Below are 19,883 nucleotides of genomic sequence, written 5' to 3' on the forward strand. Positions count from 1 at the left end.
CTTGCGGGCGTCCTGTCCCGTGACGGGCGATGTGGCCCAGGACACGTACGAAACGGTTTCGTTTCGCTGGGGGCGGGGGTATCTTCGTACTGTACGAAACCGTTTCGTTCGGATCGGAGGCCGGAACATGGCACGCAGCAGGCTCACTCCCGAGCGGGAGTCCGAGCTGTACGCGGCCGTGCTCGACCTCCTCCGCGAGGTCGGCTACGACGCCCTCACCATGGACGCCGTCGCCACCCGCACCCACTCCAGCAAGGCCACCCTCTACCGCCAGTGGGGGAGCAAGCCCGAACTGGTGGCCCGCGCGCTCCGCGCCAACAAGCCCGCCGACCTCGCCGAGATCGACACGGGCTCGCTGCGCGGCGACTTCCAGGAGATGCTCGCGCGGACCGACGACTGTCAGATGGAGAAGGACTCCGCGCTGATGCGGGGCCTGGCCCATGCCGTCCACACCAACCCCGAACTGCACCGGGCGCTGCGCGAGCTGCTCATCGAACCCGAGCTCAACGGCTTCGACGAAGTGCTGCGCCGAGCGGTCCGCAGGGGAGAGGTCGACGCCGACAACCCGGCGCTCAAGCTCATCCCCCACATGCTGATCGGTGCGTTCATCGCCCGGCCCCTGATCGACGACCTGCCGGTCGACCACGCGTTCCTCAGTGCCTACGTCGACGCCGTCGTGCTCCCCTCACTCGGCGTCTGATCCGCCTTCCCCGGGCCGATCCGCACCACCCGCACCACCCGACTGCGCACCACCTGACTTCGCACCGCTCACGACGTCGGGCCGGCTCCCCATGCCCTGTTCCCTCCTCACTGGGAGTACGCCCCCGTGGCCACGTTCCTGTACAAGCTGGGCCGTTCCGCCTTCCGGCGCCGACGGCTCGTCGCCCTCCTCTGGGTGGCCCTCCTGGCGATCGCCGGGATCGGCGCGGCCACCGCGCCCGTCGCCACCTCCAGCTCCTTCTCCATCCCCGGCACCGAGGCCCAGCGCGCCTTCGACCTCCTCGAGGAGCGCTTCCCGGGCGCCGGCGCCGACGGCGCCACCGCCCGGGTCGTCTTCAAGGCGCCGGACGGCGAGAAGGTCACCGACCCGGCCCACAAGGCCGTCGTCGAGGAGACCGTCGCCGCGCTGAAGTCCGGCTCGGACCAGATCGTCTCGGTCGCCGACCCGTTCACCACCCAGGCCGTCTCGCAGAACGGCTCCACCGCCTACGTCTCCGTCGCGTACAAGGTCAACGCCATGGAGCTGACCGACGCGACCCGTGAGGCGCTGACCCAGGCCGGGGAGAACGCCCAGGGCAAGGGGCTGACCGTCGAGGTCGGCGGTGACGCCCTGCAGACCATGCCGGAGACCGGCGCGGGCGAGATCGTCGGCGTGGTCATCGCCGGCATCGTCCTGGTCATCACCTTCGGCTCGCTGGTCGCCGCCGGACTGCCGCTGCTCACCGCGATCGTCGGCGTCGGCATCGGCGTCTCCTCGATCACGGCGCTCGCCAGCGTCCTGGACCTCGGCAGCACCACCTCGACCCTCGCGATGATGATCGGCCTCGCGGTCGGCATCGACTACGCCCTGTTCATCGTCTCCCGCTACCGCGCGGAGCTCGCCGACGGCCGGGAGAAGGAGGAGGCCGCGGGCCGCGCGGTCGGCACCGCCGGCTCCGCCGTCGTCTTCGCCGGCCTCACCGTCGTCATCGCCCTCGTCGGCCTGGCCGTCGTCAACATCCCGATGCTGACGAAGATGGGCTTCGCCGCCGCCGGCACGGTCGTGATCGCCGTCCTCATCGCGCTCACCCTGATCCCCGCGCTGCTCGGCTTCGCCGGCGACAAGGTCGTCGGACGCAAGCAGCGCAAGGGCGTCGAGAAGGACGGCTCCAAGCCGAACGGCGGCACCCGCTGGGCCCGCTTCGTCATCCGCCGCCCCGTCATGGTGCTGCTGGTCGGCGTCCTCGGCCTCGGTGCGATCGCACTGCCCGCCGCCTCCCTGGAGATGGGCCTCCCGGACGACGGCGCCAAGCCGACCTCCACCACCGAGCGCCGCGCCTACGACACGCTGTCCGACGGCTTCGGCCCCGGCTTCAACGGTCCGCTGCTCGTCGTCGTGGACGGCGACAAGGCGACCGCCGACAAGACGGTCTCCACCATCAAGGGCCTGGAGGGCTGGGCCGCGGTCACCCCGCCGACCCCGAACAAGGCCGGCGACGCGGCGATGATCACGGTCGTCCCGAAGGACCGTCCGTCGTCCGTCGAGACCGAGGGCCTCGTCCACGACATCCGTGAGGCCACCGGCGACGACGTCCTCGTCACCGGCGCCACCGCGATGAACATCGACTTCTCGCAGAAGATGAACGACGCCCTGGTGCCGTACCTGGCCCTCGTCGTCGGCCTCGCCTTCGTCCTGCTGACCCTGGTCTTCCGCTCGGTCCTCGTCCCGCTGAAGGCGGCCCTCGGCTTCCTGCTCTCGGTGGTCGCGGCCCTCGGCGCGGTCGTCGCGGTCTTCCAGTGGGGCTGGCTCGGCAGCCTGTTCGGGGTGGAGCAGACCGGCCCGATCATGTCGATGATGCCGATCTTCATGGTGGGCGTGGTCTTCGGTCTCGCGATGGACTACGAGGTCTTCCTCGTCACCCGCATGCGGGAGGCGTACGTCCACGGCGAGCGGCCCGGCGAGGCGATCGTGACCGGCTTCCGGCACAGCGCCCGGGTGGTCGTCGCCGCCGCGGTGATCATGATCGCGGTCTTCTCCGGCTTCATCGGCATGACCGACCAGATGATCAAGATGATCGGCTTCGGCCTGGCCGTCGCGGTCCTCTTCGACGCCTTCGTGGTCCGCATGGCGATCGTCCCGGCCGTCCTGGCGCTCCTCGGCCACAAGGCCTGGTGGCTGCCGAAGTGGCTGGACCGCGTCCTGCCCAACGTGGACGTCGAGGGCGAGGGCCTCGCCCGCGCCGACGAGGGTGCGGGCCCGGGGCCGGGCGGCAAGCCGGACCTCGTGAAGGTCTGACCCTCCGCTCCCGCGGTCCGGTCCTCCGGGCCGCGGGACCGGCCCCGTACGCCGTCAGCCCGTCGTCACCGACGTGCCGGCGGCGTACGTGTGCCGCAGGAAGCGGAGCAGGGCCGTGGTGTCGAACTGGACGACGGTGACCCCGTCGTCGGTGTGGAGCTCCACCACCGTCTGGACCCGGCCGCACGGCCAGACCCCTATGTCGCCGCGGCGGGCGGGGGCGCGCAGGCCGGTCTCCAGGAGGGTGCGGGGGAGGGACCACTCGACGGCTCCGGGGAAGCAGAAGCGGACCGTCTCCGGGGCGGATTCGGGGTCGTAGCGGAGGGACACCGGCACCGGGCGGGAGAGGGGGGCGTCGCTGATGATCCGTCCCTTGGCGTAGTCGTCGACTTCGCGGTCGTGCGCGGTGGCCATCGGGGGCTCCTCACGGTTTGTCCTCTTATCGACCAATGTCCCACTCCTTCCCGGCCGATGCGCGTCGCATACCCGTGCGGCCGAGAGTGTGCGCGGGGTCACGTGCCCCCGTACGCCGCCGTTCTGTGACCGATGCGCTCTTGCAAGCCGTTCGCAGGAGCGCTCTATCATTCGGGACGTGCATGTACCCGACGGATTCATCAACGCCCCCGTATCGGCCGCGGCCGGCCTCGTCGCCGCCGGCGCCGTCGCCGTCAGCCTGCGCGGCGCCCGCCGCGAACTCGCGGGCACCGACGGCCTCGGGGGAGAGCGCACGGCGCCGCTCGCCGGCCTCGTCGCCGCCTTCGTCTTCGCCGTCCAGATGCTGAACTTCCCGGTCGCGGCCGGGACCAGCGGACACCTGCTCGGCGGCGCCCTCGCCGCGATCCTCGTCGGCCCCTGGACCGGCGTCCTCTGCATAGCCGTCGTCCTGCTGATGCAGGGCATCCTCTTCGCCGACGGCGGCCTCACCGCCCTCGGCGTCAACATCACCGTCATGGGCGTCGTCACCGTCGTCGTCGCCTACGCGCTCTTCCGCGGCCTCGTCCTCGTCCTGCCGCGCACCCGCCGCTCGGTGACCGTGGCCTCCTTCGTCGCCGCGCTCGTCTCCGTACCGGCCGCGGCCGCCGCCTTCACCCTGATCTACGCCATCGGCGGCACCACCGACGTCCCCGTCACCAAGGTCCTCACGGCCATGGTCGGCGTCCACCTCCTCATCGGCGTCGGCGAGGCCGTCATCACCATGCTGACCGTCGGCGCCGTCCTCGCGGTCCGCCCCGACCTCGTCTTCGGCGCCCGCGGCCTCACCGCCCCGCTCAAGCTCCGCGTCGCCGGCGAGCTCGTCGACGCCGCCCCGGCGGCCCCGGCCGCCGCACCGGCCCGCTCCCCGCGCACGCTGTGGATCGGCGGTGTCGTCACCGCCCTCGTCCTCGCCGGCTTCGTCTCCTTCTACGCCTCCGCCAGCCCCGACGGCCTGGAGAAGGTCGCCGCCGACAAGGGCATCGACCGCAAGGTCGAGGACCACGCGGCCGCCGACTCCCCGCTCGCCGACTACGGCGTCAAGGGCATCGAGGCCCCCCGGCTCTCCGGCGGCCTGGCCGGCGTGATCGGCGTCGGCGCCACCCTCGCCGTCGGCACCGGCGCCTTCTGGGTCGTCCGCCGCCGCCGCACCGCCACCGAGACGACGGCCTGACGTGGGAGCGGGGCACGCCCACAAGCTCTACCGGCACGCGCACTCGCCGGTCCACGAGCTGCCCCCGCACACCAAGCTCGCCGCCGTCCTCGCCTTCGTCGTGGTCGTCGTCTCCACGCCCCGCGAGGCCGTCTGGGCCTTCGCCCTCTACGCCGCGCTCCTCGCGGCCGTGGCGGCGAAGGCCCGCGTGCCCGCCGGCTTCCTGCTGAGACGGCTGCTCATCGAGGTGCCGTTCGTCGCGTTCGCGCTGCTCATGCCGTTCGTGGTCCCCGGCGAGCAGACCACCGTCCTCGGGGTCCCGCTGAGCGTCCCCGGCCTCTGGGGCGCCTGGAACGTCCTGGCCAAGGGCACCCTCGGCGTCGCCGCCTCCGTGCTCCTCGCCGCCACCACCGAACTGCGCGACCTGCTCCTCGGGCTCCAGCGGCTCAGGCTCCCGCCCCTGCTCGTGCAGATCGCCTCGTTCATGATCCGGTACGGCGACGTCATCACCGACGAGATGCGCCGCATGTCCGTCGCCCGCCGCTCACGCGGCTTCGAGGCCCGGGGCGTCCGCCACTGGGGCGTCCTCGCCAAGTCCGCGGGCGCGCTCTTCATCCGCTCCTACGAACGCGGGGAACGCGTCCACCTCGCCATGGTCAGCCGCGGCTACACCGGCACCATGCCCGTCATCGACGAGGTGACCGCCGACCGCGCCCAGTGGGCGTACGCCGCGGCGCTCCCTCTCACCGCACTGCCGATCTGCCTCCTCGGATGGACCCTATGACCGCCCCCTCGCTCGACGTCCGCGGGCTCGCCTACGCCTACCCCGACGGCCACCAGGCCCTCTTCGGGGTCGACCTGACCGTCGGCCGCGGCGAGCGGGTCGCCCTCCTCGGCCCCAACGGCGCCGGCAAGACCACCCTCGTCCTCCACCTCAACGGCATCCTCACCGGAGGCGCGGGCGGCGTCACCGTCGCCGGACTGCCGGTCGGCAAGAAGCACCTCGCCGAGATCCGCCGCAAGGTCGGCATCGTCTTCCAGGACCCCGACGACCAGCTGTTCATGCCGACCGTCCGCGAGGACGTGGCCTTCGGGCCGGCGGCGGCCGGGCTGCGCGGCGCCGAACTGGAGGCCGTCGTCCGCAAGGCCCTCGAACGGGTCGGCATGGCCGAGTACGCCGACCGCCCCCCGCACCACCTCTCCTTCGGGCAGCGCCGCCGAGTCGCCGTCGCCACCGTCCTCGCCATGGAGCCGGAGATCCTCGTCCTCGACGAGCCGTCCTCCAACCTGGACCCGGCCTCCCGCCGCGAGCTCGCCGACATCCTGCGCTCCCTCGACGTCACCGTCCTCATGGTCACCCACGACCTGCCGTACGCCCTGGAGCTCTGCCCCCGCGCGGTGATCCTCAGCGAGGGCGTCATCGCGGCCGACGGCCGCACCGGCGACATCCTCGCCGACGAGGAGCTGATGGCCCGGCACCGCCTGGAACTGCCGTTCGGCTTCGTGCCCGGCTCCGTCGCCTGACCCCGGAATCGGCCCCTCACCCGCCGCGTTGCACCATGGGAGCCGGTCGTACGAGAGGGAGCGTGAGTCGGGTGGACGTCCAGGGCACGGTGGCGGCGGGCTGGGAGCCCGTCAGGGACGCCTTCCTGCGCAACTTCGCACAGCGCGGCGAGCGCGGCGCGGCCGTCGCCGTCCACCGGGACGGCGTCCCGGTCGTCGACCTGTGGGCGGGAGCCCGGTCCGCCGACGGCACGGAGGGCACCGACGACGAGCCGTGGACGGAGGACACCGCCCAGGTGGTCCGCTCCGCCACCAAGGGCGTCGCCGCCGTCGTCCCGCTCCTCCTCCACGAGCGCGGGCTGCTCGACCTCGACGCCCCCGTCGCCGTCCACTGGCCCGAGTTCAAGGCCGCCGGCAAGGAGCGCGTCACCGTACGGCAGCTGCTCGCCCACCAGGCCGGCGTCCCCGTCCTCGACCACCCCCTCACCCTCGCCGAGGCGACCGACCTCACCACGTCGACCCGCGCCATCGCCGCCCAGGCCCCCGTCTGGGAGCCCGGCACCGCCCACGGCTACCACGCCCACACCTTCAGCTGGCTGCTCTCCGGCCTCGTCCACCGGGTCACCGGCCGCACCATCGGCCGCTGGGTCGCCGAGGAGATCACCGACCCCCTCGGCCTCGACCTGTGGATCGGCCTCCCGGCGGAGCAGGCCCACCGCGTCGGCCGGCTCGGCCCCGTCGAGGAGACCGAACCGCCCGGCGGCGCCCTCCGGCTGCGCCCCAAGCGCGCGGTCTCCGAGGCGTACGAGAACCCGGACTCGCTCACCCGGCGCGCCTTCGGCGTCATCCACCCGCAGCCCGACGAGAACGACCCCGCCTACCGGGCCGCCGAACTCCCCGGCTCGGCCGGCGTCGCCACCGCCCGCGCGCTCTCCCGCTTCTACGCCGCCACCCTCGGCCCCGTCGACGGCGCCGGCCGGCTCCTCGCCCCGGAGACGCTGGCCCTCGCCCGTACCGAGCAGGCCGCGGGCCCGGACCGGGTCCTGCTCGTCGCCACCCGCTTCGGCCTCGGCCACATGCTGCACGGACCGGCCTCCCCGCTCCTCGGCCCGTCGTCCTTCGGCCACCCCGGCCGCGGCGGCTCCCTCGGCTTCGCCGACCCCGACTCCGGCATCTCCTTCGGCTACGTCACCAACGGCATGCGCAAGACCGTCACGGCCGACCCCCGGGCCCAGGCCCTCGTGCGGGCGGTCCGGGCGGCGGCGCTCTGACGCGTAGGGTCGACGGGCCGGAGCAGCACACCCGTCGCCCAGGGGAGCGAGACGCATGACCGCCGAGGACCTGACACCCGCCACCGAGTCCGCCCACGACCCGCACGCCACCTACGAGAAGCTGCTCGCCCTGCTCGACGAGCGCGGGGCCGCCTACCGGGTGATCGAGCACGCCCCCGAGGGAGCCACCGAGGCGGTCAGCGCCCTGCGCGGCCACACCCCCGGGCAGGCGGCCAAGTGCATCATCGCCATGGTGAAGATCGGCAAGAAGGAGAAGCGCTTCGCGCTCGTCGTCGTCCCCGGCGACCGGCGGATCGACCTCGCCGCCGTGAAGGCGCTCTACGGCGGCACGTACGTCTCCTTCGCCTCCCCGGAGATCGCCGAGGAGCTCGCCGGCTCCCCGAGCGGCACCATCCTGCCCTTCGCCTTCGACGAGCGCCTCGACCTGTTCGTCGACCCCGGGCTCCTCGTCCACGAGGAGTTCTACTTCAACGCGGCACGCCTCGACCGCTCGCTCGCGCTGTCCGCGAAGGACTACACCGCGATCGCGGAGCCGCGCGTCGAGCCGGTCTCGACCGACTGACGGCGCCCGCCGCCCGCCGGGTCAGGCGACGGCCGGGGTGAGCGCGAGCACCATCCCGAGCCCGACCAGCACCGTCCCGATCACCTTGTTGAGCACGGCCTGCCTCCGCAGCAGCCGGGTCCGCAGGCCCTCCCGGGAGAAGAGGACGGCGGCGGTCCCGAACCACACCAGGTGCGCGAAGGACATGAACAGGCCGTAGCCCACCTGCTGGGCGACGGGCGTGTCGGCGCTCACGACCTGCGTGTACGTGCTCAGGACGAAGAGCATCGTCTTGGGGTTGAGCGCGTTCGTCAGGAAGCCGGTGCGCAGGGCCCCCGCCCGCGACAGGCCGGCGTCGTCCGACAGGTCGACGTCGGCCCGCGCGGTCGCGACGAACGTCCGGTACCCGATGTACACCAGGTAGGCGGCGCCGACCAGCTTCATCACGGTGAACAGCGCCGGCGAGCGGCTCACCAGCAGCCCCACGCCCAGCATCGTGTACGCGACGTGCACCAGGACGCCGAGGGCGATGCCTACGGCCGCCAGCACCCCCGCCGCCCGGCCGTACAGATAGCTGTTGCGGACGGTCATCGCGAAGTCCGCGCCGGGACTGATCACCGCCAGCACCGTGATGACCGCCACGGCGATCAGCTGACCCATGTTCCCGTTCCCCCCCCGTTCACCCGCTCCCCGAGCCGGAGCGGACCCGTGACGCTAGTCGATCGACGGCCCGCCACGCGAGGGCGAGTTGACGGAGTAGGGGTCCGCACCGCCCTCTGGCGCTCCGGTCCCCCCGGGTGCTGGGATCACCCCATGGAACGGGAACGCACACGGCGGTTCGAGGGGTACGGAGCACTGGTCACGGGCGCGGCGCGCGGCATCGGCGCGGCCACCGCGCGACGCCTGGCGGCGGAGGGCGCCCGGGTCCTGGTGACGGACATCGACGAGGAGCGGGCCCGCAGGACGGCCGCGGAGCTGCCCGGGGCCGTCGCCCTGCGCTGCGACGTCGGCGACCGGGCGGCCGTGGAGGCGGCGGTCGCGCACGCCGTGGAGACCTTCGGCGGACTCGACGTCCTCGTCAACAACGCCTTCGCGCCCGTCGTGCCCGACCGTGACCGGTTCGAGGACGAACCCGACGACGGCTGGGCCGGCCAGCTCGACGTCACGCTCCTGGGCGCGGTCCGCTGTGCCCGGGCGGCCCTTCCGCACCTCGCCGCGGCCGGCGGGCGCGGCGCGATCGTCACCATCGGCTCCGTCAACGCCGAGGCCGACTTCGGCAACCACGCCTACAGCGCGGCCAAGGCCGGCCTCGCCTCCTTCACCCGCACCCTGGCCGGCGACGCCGCCCCGCGCGGGGTGCGCGTCAACCAGATCAACCCGGGCACGATCGCGACCGCGGGCTGGGCCGGCAAGGAGGCCGAACTCGCCGTCCTCGCCGACCGGGTCTACCCGCTCGGCCGCGTCGGCACGCCGGACGACGTGGCCGCCGCCGTCGCCTTCCTCGCCTCCCGCGACGCGTCGTGGATCACCGGCACGGTCCTGCGGGTGGACGGCGGGCTGATGGCGGTCAACACCCACTTCGCCGAGGTCCTGGGCGACTGACGGCGGGAGCGGAAGAAAATCCGGGCCCGGGCGCAACCCCGGGAGGTGCCGCACGTCTGGTGGGTTGAAGGCGCCCTTCACCGCACCACCCAGACCGTGTTCCCTCACCTCCTCGGGAGACCCCATGTCCCGCCACGCAGCCCTGCGGACCCTCCGCGCCCGCCCCCGGGTCCTCGGCGCCGTCACCGGTGCCGCCCTCCTCCTCGGCGGCGCCTTCGCCGTCCAGGCCGCCGCCGACTCCGGTCCGCGGCCGGTCCCGGCGGCGCCGCAGGCGGCGCCCGCCCCGGAGGCCGCGCCGGCCCCCCGGGCGGTCCCGGCCCCGCAGGCCGCGCCGAAGGCCGCCCCCGCGCCCCGGCCGGCCACCGCCCCGGCTGTCGTGGCCGCCCCGGCCCCGGCTCCCGCCCCGGCCGCCGCCACCCCCGCCCCGGCCCCCGCCGTCGTCCCGGCCCCGGCCCCCGCCCGCCCGGCCCCGGCCCCCGTCCCGGCCGAGGCCGCGCCCACGGCGCCCCGGCCGGTGCCGGCCCCGGTCGCGCCCCAGGTGATCCGGCCGGGCGCCGGCACCACGAAGTAGCAGCGGACAGGGGCGGGGGGGGGGGGGGGGGGGGGGAGAGGGGGGGGGGGGGGGGGGGGGGGGGGGCCCCCCCCCTCCCCCCCCCCCCCCCCCGTTCGGTCTACGCGTGTCCTGCGGCCCGGGGCCCTCGCACGGCGCCGGCCGGGCCGGTGGACGGGTGTCTACGGGAGGCGGGCGCGCAGGACGCGGAAGGCGGCGTAGGCGGCGAGTGCGGCGAGGGCGAGGACGATGCCGGTCTCGATGAGCTGGGTGGGCCAGAAGTGGGACGAGGGGTGGAAGTCCACGAACTGGCCGGTCACCCCGTGCCGGGCCTGGCACTGGGCCTCGACCTTGCCCCAGAGGCCGTCGACGGCGTCGACGCCGGGGGTGCGGGCGGCCTCGTCCCAGCAGACCGACGGGTCGAAGCGGGCGCCGGAGGCGGTGAGCAGGCCCGAGTCCATGACGAGGCCGTCGCCGGGCGTCCAGACGGTGGGGCCGGCCGGGCCGGTGGCCGTCTCCACGCCGAGGAACGACCAGCGGAAGGTGCCCATGACCAGCAGGACCACGCCCATGACGACGCCGGTGGCGGCCATGGCGACGAGCGTGCGGCGGACGAGCAGGCCGATCAGGGCGCCGACGGCGATCGCGGCGAGCAGGTAGGCGACGTGGACGACGCCGGTGGCCTCGTACGGGCCGCGGTCGGCCCAGCTGAGGCCGTAGCTGCCGGAGACCCGGTTCCAGCCGATGCGGTAGACGGCCACGAGGGCGAGGAGGGTGAGGAGGCCGGCGACGGTCGCGGAGACGAGTTTGGCGCGGAGCCAGGCCACCGGGCTCACCGACTGGGTGAGGGAGAGCCGGTAGGTCCCGGATTCGAACTCGCGGGCGACGAGCGGGCCGGCGACGAAGGCGCCGACGAGGAGCGGCAGCAGGAGCAGGTAGACGCCCCCGTACTCCATGGCCAGCCGCAGCGTTTCGTAGCCGCGGTTCTCGTCGGCGGGGAACCACTGTCCGTCCGCCATCCGGCGGTCGGGGGTCCGGGCGTCCCAGATCCGCAGTCCGCCGACGACCGCGAGGGAGAGGGCCACCGCCGCGGCCGCGAGCCAGAGGGTCCGCCGGTACTGGCGGACCGTCACCCAGTAGGGGCCCTTCAGGGCGAGGCCGCTCATGCCGGGGCTCCTTCGGGGGTGCGGAGGTGGGCGAGGAGGAGGTCCTCCAGAGAGGGCTGGGAGGTCTCCCAGGGGCCTTCGAGGGGACCTTCGCGGCGTACCAGCGCGGTGAGCTGACGGCCCGTCGTGCGGGACTCCACCACGGTGTGCGGGGCGAGGTCGGCGACCGGGCCCCGGAGCAGGGTGTGGGCGGCGAGCAGGTCGTCGACGGGTCCCTGGAGGCGCATCCTGCCGCCGTGGAGCAGGAGGAGGTGGTCGCAGGCGCCCTCCAGCTCGGTGAGGATGTGCGAGGACATGACGACGGTGGTGCCGCGTTCGGCGGCGTCGGCCATGAGCAGGCCCATCAGCTGGTGGCGGGCGAGCGGGTCGAGGTCGGCCATCGGCTCGTCGAGGAGGAGCAGTCCGGCCCGCTTGCCCAGGGCGAGCGCGAGGGCGACGCGGGTGCGCTGGCCGCCGGAGAGGTCGCGGACGAGGGTGTGCGGGGCGAGTTCGTCGGCGATCACCCGTCGGGCGGCGGCCTCGTCCCAGCGACCCGGGTTGAGTTCGCGGCCCGTGCGCAGGGTGTCGGCGACGGTGAGCCGGGGGTGGAGCGGCTTCTCCTGGGCGACGTAGGCGAGGTCCTCGCGGGCGGGTGCCCCGATCCTGCCCTCGGTGGGGCGCAGCAGTCCGGCCGCGAGGGCGAGCAGGGTGGACTTGCCGGAGCCGTTGGGGCCGACGAGGGCGCATATCCGGCCGGCGGGGAGCGTGAAGTCGCACTCCCGCAGCGCCCAGCCGCGGCCCCTTCCCCCGTATCGCTTGCCCAGGAGGTCTGCCTCCAGGGCGATGTCCTTCGTCATCGGTCGTCTTCCCCCTCGAAGTGGTCCTTCAGTACGGATGTGAAGAGCGCGGCCACGTCCTCGCGCTCCAGTCCGGCCGCCCGGGCGCGGCGGGCCCAGTCCGTGAGCTCGGCCCGGAGGGGCGAGTCGGCGGGGGCGGCGGTGCCGAGGGTGGCGCGGACGAAGGTGCCGAGGCCGCGGCGGGCCTCGACGAGTCCCTCGCGTTCGAGCTCGCGGTAGGCCTTGAGGACCGTGTTGGGGTTGATGGCCGTCGCCTCGACGACCTCGCGTGCGGTGGGCAGTCGGTCGCCTGGTTCCAGGAGGCCCATCCGGAGGGCCTGTTTCGTCTGCTGGACGATCTGGAGGTAGGTGGCGACGCCGCTGCGCCGGTCGATGCGGTACTCGACCACGATCCTTTCCACCACCCTTTCACTAATCAAGTAGTGAAAGGGTGGTGTAAAGAAGGGGGCGGTGTCAACCGCCCCCTGTCACGCCGGGCGCGTCGACCGCCCCCCGTCATCCGCGGGTTCAGGACTCCGTGCGGTACATCAGGTCCACCTCGTGCGTGGCGAAGCCGAGCCGCTCGTACACCGTCACCGCCGCCGTGTTGTCCGCGTCCACGTAGAGCATCGCCGTCGGCAGCCCCTGCGCGGCCAGGTGGCGCAGGCCGATCGCGGTCAGGGCCTTGCCCAGGCCGCCGCCCTGGGCCTCGGGCAGGATGCCGACCACGTACACCTCGCCGAGCTGCTCCTCGGCGTGCGTCTTGGTCCAGTGGAAGCCGACGAGGGCGCCGTCCTTCTCGGCGAGGAAGAAGCCCTTGGGGTCGAACCACGGCTCGGCCGTCCGGTCGTCCAGGTCCCGCTGGGTGAGCGAGCCCTGCTCGGGGTGGTGGGCGAACGCGGCCGCGTTGACGGCGAGCCAGGCGGTGTCGTCCCGGCCGGGGGTGAACGTCCGGACGGTGACGCCCTCGGGCAGCACGGGCTCCGGGATGTCGAGCGGCACCAGCGGGCGCCGCAGCTGCCGCAGTTCACGGAAGAGGGTCAGGCCGAGGACCTGGGCGAGGTGGCGGGCCGCCGACTTGCCGCCGTGCGCCCACACCCGCAGCCGCTTGCCGGACGCGGCGAGCAGCGCGGCGCCGAGCGCCCTGCCGTGGCCGCGTCCGCGGTACGAGGGGTGCACCACCAGCTCGGCCGCCGGGGCCTCGATGGGGTCGGTCTCCTCCAGCTGCGCGTACCCGTAGAGGTGCGGACCGACCGTCAGGAGGAAGTGGCGCACGCCCTCGCGGCTGCCGTGGCGCAGGTAGAGCCGCCCCTGCTCGGACACGGCGTGCATGCCGTCCGCCCGGTCGGCGGCCTCCAGGAGCTCCAGGACGTCCCGGACCTGCTCCGGCGTGAGCTCGTCGTACGTGTGGATCTGCCGTCCCGGTTCGAGGGCCGGCGCCGCGTCGGAAGTCATGGACACGAGCCTACGGCGACACCTCGTCGGCCAGAGGCAACTGTCTTGTAACCCACTGACCCCTGTTGCGCTACGCGCGTTGACTCTAGGCTGCACGCGCAACAGGGTGTAGATCAACGCCGCGAATCGGGGCAAGGGGACAGTGGGAGCGATGGCAGCGACACCGAGGAAGAGCAGGTCCGCACGGCGGATTCTGGCCGCCGGAGCGGGACTTGTGACGGTCGGGGCGCTCGTGGCGGCGATGCCGTCGGCCGGCGCCGCGGGCGACGAGTACGCCTCCGCCGGGTACGGGCACGGCAAGGGATGGGGCCGGATGGTCGACGTCCAGCTGCTGTCCTTCAACGACCTGCACGGCAACCTGGAGCCGCCGGCGGGTTCGTCGGGCCAGGTGACGCGGACCAAGCCGGACGGGACGACGGAGAAGATCGACGCGGGCGGTGTCGAGTACCTGGCCACGCACCTGCGCCAGGCGCGTGAGGGGAACCGTTACTCCATCACGGCCGCGGCCGGTGACCTGATCGGCGCCTCGCCGCTGCTGTCCGGGCTCTTCCACGACGAGCCGACCATCGGCGCGCTGAACAAGCTGGACCTGGACGTCACCTCGGTGGGCAACCACGAGTTCGACGAGGGCGCGCGCGAGCTGGCCCGGATGCAGAACGGCGGCTGTCACCCGACCGCGGGCTGCTACGTCGACGGCAAGCGGTTCAAGGGCGCGGACTTCCCGTACCTCGCGGCGAACGTGACGCAGGAGAAGACCGGCAAGCCGCTGCTCGACCCGTACTTCATCTGGGAGAAGAACGGCGTCCGGATCGGCTTCATCGGCGTGACCCTGGAGGGCACCCCGAACGTCGTCACCGCCGAGGGCGTCAAGGGCCTCAAGTTCGGCGACGAGGTCGAGACGATCAACAAGTACACGAAGGTCCTGGAGCGCAAGGGCGTCAAGTCCATCGTGGCGCTGGTCCACGAGGGCGGCATGCCGGCCTCCGCCTCGTACAACTACAACTGCGACGGGGACGGCGACGGGGACGGCGAGGGCGTCTCCGGCGCGATCGTCGACATCGCGAAGAACGTCTCGCCGCAGGTCGACGCGCTGGTCACGGGCCACACGCACCAGGCGTACGTCTGCTCCATCCCGGACCCGGCGGGCAAGCCGCGCCTGGTGACCTCGGCGTCCTCGTTCGGCAAGCTGTACACGGACACGACGCTGACGTACGACCGCGCGACCAAGGACATCGTGCGCACGGCGGTGGCCTCGGCCAACCACGTGGTCTCGCGCGACGTGCCGAAGGCCGCGGACCTGACCAAGCTGATCGAGGACTGGCGCACGCTGGCCGCCCCGATCGCCAACCGTCCGCAGGGCTACATCGCCGCCGACATCAACGGCCGCGGTTCCGCCGCGTACGAGAAGCCGCTCGGCGACCTGATCGCCGACGCGCAGCTGGAGGGCCTGGCCCCGGCGGACAAGGGTGGCGCGCAGCTGGCCCTGATGAACCCGGGCGGCATCCGCTCGGACCTGGTGTACGCCGCCTCCGGCAGCGAGGGCAACGGCGTCGTGACGTACGGCGAGTCCTTCACCGTGCAGCCGTTCACCAACATGATGAACGTGGTCGACCTGACCGGCGCGAACCTGATCACCGCGCTGAAGCAGCAGGTCAGCGGTGCGAACCTGAACTCGGTGAAGATCCTCCAGGTCTCCAAGGGCCTCACCTACACGCTCGACATGACCAAGGCGGGCGCGGACCGCGTCGTCGACGGCAGCGTCAAGCTGAACGGCGAGGCGATCGACCCGTCGAAGACCTACCGCGTCGCGATGAACGAGTTCCTCGCGGGCGGCGGCGACGGCTTCGCGGCCCTGGCCGCCGGCACGAACAAGCTGGTCGGCGCCTCGGACCTGGACGTCTTCAACGCCTACCTGGCGGCCAACTCCTCGGCCGCCGCGCCGCTGGCCGTCCCGGCCGCGAACCGGATCACGGTCGTGCAGTAGCACCGGACCTGCCCCGAGGGGGTGGCGGACCGCTCGGCGGGCCGCCGCCCCCTCGTCGTGCACGGCGGGACCGCACCCTGTAATTGTTGATGCGTACCTGTCATAGTGCGGTGCCATGGACCGACGACGATTTCTCGTGGGAGCGGCGGGCGCGGGCGCCGCGCTCCTGGTCGGCGCGCCCCCGGCCGCGGCCGTGGACACGCGCGCGTGGATGGGCGGACACGGGGACGGGACCGCGCTCCAGCGGCTGACCATCCCCGGGACGCACGACTCGGGCGCGCGGTACGGCGGGCCGTGGACGGAGTGCCAGAACAGCACGATCGCCCAGCAGCTGGACAGCGGCATCCGGTTCCTGGACGTCCGGTGCCGGGTCACCGGCGGGTCGTTCGCGATCCACCACGGGGCCTCCTACCAGAACCTGATGTTCGGGGACGTCCTCGTGGCCTGCGCGGCCTTCCTCGCCGCCCACCCCTCCGAGACCGTCCTGATGCGGCTCAAGCAGGAGTACTCGGAGGAGTCCGACGCCGTCTTCCGCGGTGTCTTCGACGACTACCTCGACCGGCGGGGCTGGCGCTCGCTCTTCCGGATCGGCGCCGGGCTGCCGCTCCTGGGCGAGGCCCGCGGCCGGGTCGTCCTGCTCGCCGACAACGGCGGCCTGCCCGGCGTCCGCTACGGCGACGGCGCGCTCTTCGACATCCAGGACGACTACATGGCCGAGCCCGGCGCCAAGTACCCCAAGATCGAGGCGCACTTCCGCAAGGCGGTGGCGCAGCCCGGCCGGCTCTACGTGAACTACGTGTCGACCGCCGCGCTGCTCCCGCCGCGCTGGAACGCCGACCGGCTCAACCCGCGCGTGCACGGCTTCCTCGACGGCGCCGGGACGGCCGGCCTGACCGGGCTCGGGATCGTCCCCATGGACTTCCCGAACACCCGCTCAGGACTGGTCGAGGCCCTCCTCCGGCACAACTGACAGCTCGGGCGGCGGCGTCGGGGCCCCGGGCAGCCGGAGCCGCGCCACGGTGCCGCCGCCCGCCGCCGGGGACAGCGACACCGTCCCGCCGGCCTGCTGCACCGTCCGCGCCACGATCGACAGGCCCAGACCCGAACCGGGCAGGCTGCGGGCCGAGGGGGAACGCCAGAACCGGTCGAAGACGTGCGGCAGCTCCTCGGCCGGGATGCCGGGACCGTGGTCGCGGACCGTGAGCTCGCCCCGCATCAGGGACACCTCGACCTCGCCGCGCGGCGGCGAGAACTTCACGGCGTTGTCCAGGACGTTGACCAGGGCGCGCTCCAGGGCCGCCGGCTCCGCCCGGACGTACCAGGGCGCGAGGTCCGTGACGAAGACCAGCTCGGGGCCGCGCAGCCGGGCCCGTTCCAGGGCCGAGCGGAGGATGCCGTGCAGCGGTACGACCTCCAGCGGGCCGGGCCGCTGCGTGTCGGGCCTGGCCAGCTCCTGGAGGTCGCCGATGAGCGCGGCCAGCTCGGTCATCTGCGCCTTCACCGAGGCCATCAGGGCCCGCCGGTCGTCGGGCGGGATCGCGCGGCCGGTCTCCTCGCTGCGGGCGAGGAGCTCCACGTTCGTCCGCAGCGAGGTCAGCGGGGTCCGCAGCTCGTGGCCGGCGTCCGCGATCAGCTGGGACTGCCGGTCGCGGGAGATCGCGAGGGCGGCCGTCATCGCGTTGAAGGAACGGGAGAGCCGGGCGATCTCGTCCTCGCCCTCCACCGGGATGCGGACGGTCAGGTCCTCGGTGGCGGCGACGTGCTCGACCGCGTCGGTCAGCCGGTTGACCGGCTCCAGTCCGGTCCGCGCCACCCACAGGCCGGCCGCGCCCGCGCCGACGACCCCGATCCCGGAGACCAGGAGCAGGACCCAGCGCAGCGTGGACATCGAGTTGTCGATCTCCGCGAGCGGCCGGGCGACGGAGACGGCGAGGCCGATCGGGCCCTCCTGCGGGTAGGTGTAGACCCGCATCTCGCGCCCGGCCTCGTCCTGCACGGTGTGCAGGGCGGACTCCAGCTGCCCCCGCGCCACGCCGAGGTCGCCCGGCCCGGCGGGGATCGCCGCCTTGCCGGAGGTGCAGACGCTGCCGTTGGCGAGGACGACCTGCACGGTGTACGAGCCGGCCACCGGCGGCGGGGTGGTGCCCTGCCGGCACATCGCGAGCAGGCTCTGCACCCCGTTCGGGTCGAGCCGGGTGCTGCGCAGCGAGGAGTCCATCTCGGCCTCCAGCTGGGCGCGGGTCACGAACCAGCAGGCCAGCGACACGGCGGCGACCGCGAGGGCGACCGCGAGGGCGGTCAGCAGCGCGAGCCGCGACCGCAGGGGACGCGAGCGGAACCAGGCCAGCGGGCGGAGCAGCAGCGGGCGCCCCGCCGGACGTGCGGTCACTCCCCGCCTCCTCCGCGCAGCGCGTAGCCCACGCCCCGCACCGTGTGGACGAGGCGCGGCTCGCCGCCGGCCTCGGTCTTGCGCCGCAGATACATCACGTACACGTCCAGTGAGTTGGAACTGGGCTCGAAGTCGAAGCCCCACACGGCCTTGAGGATCTGCTCCCGGGTGAGGACCTGGCGCGGGTGCGCCAGGAACATCTCCAGGAGGGTGAACTCGGTGCGGGTGAGCTCCACGGTGCGGCCGCCGCGGGTGACCTCGCGGGTGGCCAGGTCCATCCGGAGGTCCTCGAAGGACAGCACGTCGGTGTCGGCCGGGGCGGCGGCGACGGCCGCGGCGTACGAGCTGCGCCGCAGCAGCGCCCGGATGCGGGCGAACAGCTCGTCCAGCTCGAACGGCTTGACCAGGTAGTCGTCCGCGCCCGCGTCGAGCCCGGTGACCCGGTCGCCGACGGTGTCGCGGGCGGTCAGCATCAGGATCGGCACCGTCGAGCCGGAGGAGCGGATGCGGCGGGCCGCGGTGAGCCCGTCCATGCGGGGCATCTGGACGTCGAGGACGACGAGGTCGGGGGCGTACGACTCCATCAGGCCGAGCGCGTCGAGACCGTCGACGGCGACCTGCGTGCCGTACCCCTCGAAGGCGAGGCTGCGGCGCAGGGCCTCCCGCACGGCGGGCTCGTCGTCGACGATGAGGATGCGCTCGGCTTCGTTCTGCTGTCCCGTCATGGCCTCAGCGTCGCATGTCGTCCGCGGACCGGTCAGCTGCCGCCGCCCGCGCGCAGGCTGTCGAGATCGGCCTTCACGGTGTCGACCGGGATGGCGAATCCGAGACCGACGCTTCCGGCGGTGGAACCGCTCGAAGAACTGGGCGAATACATGGCCGAATTGATTCCGATGATCTCGCCGTTCATATTGATCAGCGCCCCGCCGGAATTCCCCGGGTTGAGCGAGGCGTCGGTCTGGAGCGCCTTGTACGTGGTCTTCGACGAGCCGGTGTCGCCGTTGAACTGCTGCCCGCCGAACTCGAACGGCCAGCCCTGCCGCGGGTCGTACTGCTGCTGCTGGCGCTGGTCCTGCCCGTCGTCGTCCTTGGCGACGGTGACGTCCCGGTCGAGGGCGGAGACGATGCCGCTGGTGACGGTCCCGGTCAGGCCCTCGGGGGAGCCGATGGCCACGACCTCGTCGCCGACGCGCACCGAGGAGGAGTCGCCGAGCTTCGCCGTCTTGAGGCCCGAGGCGCCCTTCAGCTTGATCAGGGCGAGGTCCTTGTCGGGGTCCGTGCCGACGACGGTGGCCTCGTAGCTCTTGCCGTCGCTGAGCTGGACGCTGATCGAGGAGGCGCCGGAGATGACGTGGTTGTTGGTGACGATCTCGCCGTCGGAGGTGATGATCACGCCCGAGCCGGTGGACTTGCCCGCGCCGGAGGAGGCCGAGATCTCGACGATGGAGGGGGAGACGGCCGCCGCGACGCCGGCGACGGTGCCCGTGCTGCTCGCGGAGACGTTGGTGCCGTTCACCGCGGAGGAGGCGGTGGCGGGGGAGTCGGAGGCGAGCTGCTGGACCAGGGTGGCCGTACCGCCGCCGACGGCCGCGGCCGCGATGGCCACGGCCGCCATGAGGCCGACCCCGCGCTTGGCGCGGCGGCGGGATCCGGGAGCGGGGACGGGGGCGCCGGTGGCCGCCGCGGTGACGGGCGGGCCCACCGGCGGCGGCACGTGCCCGCCGGACGGCCAGATGGTGGTGCCCGGCTCGGTGGTGATCGGCTGCGCCGGATCGTACGGCGGCCTCGGCGGGTAGGAGGGCTGCTGCGGGTGCTGATCCTGGAAGTCCGTCATGGCTATGACTCTCGGAGCCGTAGATGAGAGACGTCTGAGGACGGGCTGAGAAGCCCGACAGAACCCTGTATGCCCGATATAAAGACCCGCGGGGGCGGGTCTCGGGTGCCGGGTGGCGGGACCCCGCGGTGCG

20 protein-coding genes are annotated in these 19,883 nt (G+C 73.3%); 11 read left to right on the forward strand and 9 right to left on the reverse strand.

Annotation, left to right across the window (positions count from 1 at the left end; translation table 11 throughout):
• Window positions 1-127: 127 nt before the first annotated feature.
• Together ACZ60W_RS17600 and ACZ60W_RS17605 are read left to right on the forward strand one after the other, a co-directional pair.
• Entirely contained in the window at window positions 128-700 is a 573-nt protein-coding gene (locus ACZ60W_RS17600; RefSeq protein ID WP_469756218.1) for a TetR/AcrR family transcriptional regulator, read from the forward strand.
• A gap of 126 nt (window positions 701-826) precedes the next feature.
• Complete coding sequence (locus ACZ60W_RS17605; RefSeq protein WP_469756219.1) at window positions 827-2,995, forward strand: MMPL family transporter; 2,169 nt, start codon at window positions 827-829, stop codon at window positions 2,993-2,995.
• A 54-nt stretch (window positions 2,996-3,049) separates the two neighbouring features.
• Here the strand turns inward: ACZ60W_RS17605 and ACZ60W_RS17610 are convergent, their stop codons facing one another.
• Window positions 3,050-3,409, reverse strand: coding sequence for an SsgA family sporulation/cell division regulator (locus ACZ60W_RS17610; RefSeq protein WP_469756220.1), 360 nt, complete (start codon window positions 3,407-3,409; stop codon window positions 3,050-3,052).
• Window positions 3,410-3,587: 178 nt separating this feature from the next.
• On the opposite strand from ACZ60W_RS17610, the gene ACZ60W_RS17615 reads away from it, so the two are divergent.
• Genes ACZ60W_RS17615 through ACZ60W_RS17635 form a run of 5 tightly spaced genes read left to right on the forward strand, consistent with a single transcriptional unit; the run spans window position 3,588 to window position 7,976 of the window.
• The gene (locus ACZ60W_RS17615; protein WP_469756221.1) at window positions 3,588-4,640 is read left to right on the forward strand and encodes an energy-coupling factor ABC transporter permease; all 1,053 of its coding nucleotides are present in this window, start codon (window positions 3,588-3,590) and stop codon (window positions 4,638-4,640) included.
• A 1-nt stretch (window position 4,641) separates the two neighbouring features.
• Window positions 4,642-5,403: a cobalt ECF transporter T component CbiQ gene (gene cbiQ / locus ACZ60W_RS17620; RefSeq protein WP_469756222.1), complete on the forward strand. Its 762-nt coding sequence runs from the start codon at window positions 4,642-4,644 to the stop codon at window positions 5,401-5,403.
• Window positions 5,400-6,143, forward strand: a complete 744-nt coding sequence (locus ACZ60W_RS17625) for an energy-coupling factor ABC transporter ATP-binding protein (RefSeq protein WP_469756223.1) — start codon at window positions 5,400-5,402, stop codon at window positions 6,141-6,143. Before cbiQ ends, ACZ60W_RS17625 begins: the two co-directional genes overlap by 4 nt.
• A gap of 35 nt (window positions 6,144-6,178) precedes the next feature.
• Window positions 6,179-7,393 carry a serine hydrolase domain-containing protein gene (locus ACZ60W_RS17630; RefSeq protein ID WP_469756224.1) on the forward strand — a complete coding sequence of 405 codons (1,215 nt, stop codon included), beginning with the start codon at window positions 6,179-6,181 and terminating at the stop codon, window positions 7,391-7,393.
• Between the two features lie 55 nt (window positions 7,394-7,448).
• Window positions 7,449-7,976, forward strand: a complete 528-nt coding sequence (locus ACZ60W_RS17635) for a YbaK/EbsC family protein (RefSeq protein WP_469756225.1) — start codon at window positions 7,449-7,451, stop codon at window positions 7,974-7,976.
• A 21-nt stretch (window positions 7,977-7,997) separates the two neighbouring features.
• Here ACZ60W_RS17635 and ACZ60W_RS17640 read toward each other — a convergent pair whose 3' ends face one another.
• Complete coding sequence (locus tag ACZ60W_RS17640) at window positions 7,998-8,615, reverse strand: LysE family translocator (RefSeq protein WP_469756226.1); 618 nt, start codon at window positions 8,613-8,615, stop codon at window positions 7,998-8,000.
• A gap of 153 nt (window positions 8,616-8,768) precedes the next feature.
• Here ACZ60W_RS17640 and ACZ60W_RS17645 point away from each other — a divergent pair, with 153 nt between their 5' ends.
• Window positions 8,769-9,557: an SDR family NAD(P)-dependent oxidoreductase gene (locus ACZ60W_RS17645; RefSeq protein WP_469756227.1), complete on the forward strand. Its 789-nt coding sequence runs from the start codon at window positions 8,769-8,771 to the stop codon at window positions 9,555-9,557.
• A gap of 124 nt (window positions 9,558-9,681) precedes the next feature.
• Window positions 9,682-10,128 carry a hypothetical protein gene (locus ACZ60W_RS17650; protein WP_469756228.1) on the forward strand — a complete coding sequence of 149 codons (447 nt, stop codon included), beginning with the start codon at window positions 9,682-9,684 and terminating at the stop codon, window positions 10,126-10,128.
• A gap of 161 nt (window positions 10,129-10,289) precedes the next feature.
• Here ACZ60W_RS17650 and ACZ60W_RS17655 read toward each other — a convergent pair whose 3' ends face one another.
• From ACZ60W_RS17655 to mshD, 4 genes are all read right to left on the reverse strand, one after another.
• A complete protein-coding gene (locus ACZ60W_RS17655) occupies window positions 10,290-11,273 on the reverse strand; it encodes an ABC transporter permease (RefSeq protein WP_469756229.1) in 984 nt (327 codons plus the stop codon).
• Window positions 11,270-12,109: an ATP-binding cassette domain-containing protein gene (locus tag ACZ60W_RS17660; RefSeq protein WP_469756230.1), complete on the reverse strand. Its 840-nt coding sequence runs from the start codon at window positions 12,107-12,109 to the stop codon at window positions 11,270-11,272. Before ACZ60W_RS17660 ends, ACZ60W_RS17655 begins: the two co-directional genes overlap by 4 nt.
• Window positions 12,106-12,498, reverse strand: coding sequence for a GntR family transcriptional regulator (locus tag ACZ60W_RS17665; RefSeq protein WP_366308139.1), 393 nt, complete (start codon window positions 12,496-12,498; stop codon window positions 12,106-12,108). Before ACZ60W_RS17665 ends, ACZ60W_RS17660 begins: the two co-directional genes overlap by 4 nt.
• 118 nt (window positions 12,499-12,616) lie before the next feature.
• On the reverse strand, window positions 12,617-13,543 hold the full coding sequence (gene mshD / locus ACZ60W_RS17670) for a mycothiol synthase (RefSeq protein ID WP_469756231.1): 927 nt from the start codon (window positions 13,541-13,543) through the stop codon (window positions 12,617-12,619).
• Between the two features lie 151 nt (window positions 13,544-13,694).
• Between mshD and ACZ60W_RS17675 the strand changes: the two genes are divergently transcribed.
• Window positions 13,695-15,527, forward strand: a complete 1,833-nt coding sequence (locus ACZ60W_RS17675; RefSeq protein WP_469756232.1) for a bifunctional metallophosphatase/5'-nucleotidase — start codon at window positions 13,695-13,697, stop codon at window positions 15,525-15,527.
• Window positions 15,528-15,642: 115 nt separating this feature from the next.
• Complete coding sequence (locus tag ACZ60W_RS17680; RefSeq protein WP_469756233.1) at window positions 15,643-16,497, forward strand: phosphatidylinositol-specific phospholipase C; 855 nt, start codon at window positions 15,643-15,645, stop codon at window positions 16,495-16,497.
• Here the strand turns inward: ACZ60W_RS17680 and ACZ60W_RS17685 are convergent.
• Genes ACZ60W_RS17685 through ACZ60W_RS17695 form a run of 3 tightly spaced genes read right to left on the reverse strand, consistent with a single transcriptional unit; the run spans window position 16,462 to window position 19,750 of the window.
• Complete coding sequence (locus ACZ60W_RS17685; protein ID WP_469756234.1) at window positions 16,462-17,916, reverse strand: sensor histidine kinase; 1,455 nt, start codon at window positions 17,914-17,916, stop codon at window positions 16,462-16,464. The two genes, ACZ60W_RS17680 and ACZ60W_RS17685, sit on opposite strands and share 36 nt — an antisense overlap.
• Window positions 17,913-18,641, reverse strand: a complete 729-nt coding sequence (locus ACZ60W_RS17690) for a response regulator transcription factor (RefSeq protein WP_469756235.1) — start codon at window positions 18,639-18,641, stop codon at window positions 17,913-17,915. The genes ACZ60W_RS17685 and ACZ60W_RS17690 overlap by 4 nt, the downstream gene beginning before the upstream one ends.
• Window positions 18,642-18,673: 32 nt before the next feature.
• Window positions 18,674-19,750, reverse strand: a complete 1,077-nt coding sequence (locus ACZ60W_RS17695) for a S1C family serine protease (protein WP_469756236.1) — start codon at window positions 19,748-19,750, stop codon at window positions 18,674-18,676.
• Window positions 19,751-19,883: the final 133 nt, after the last annotated feature.

Source organism: Streptomyces sp. NPDC104202 (assembly GCF_055584185.1).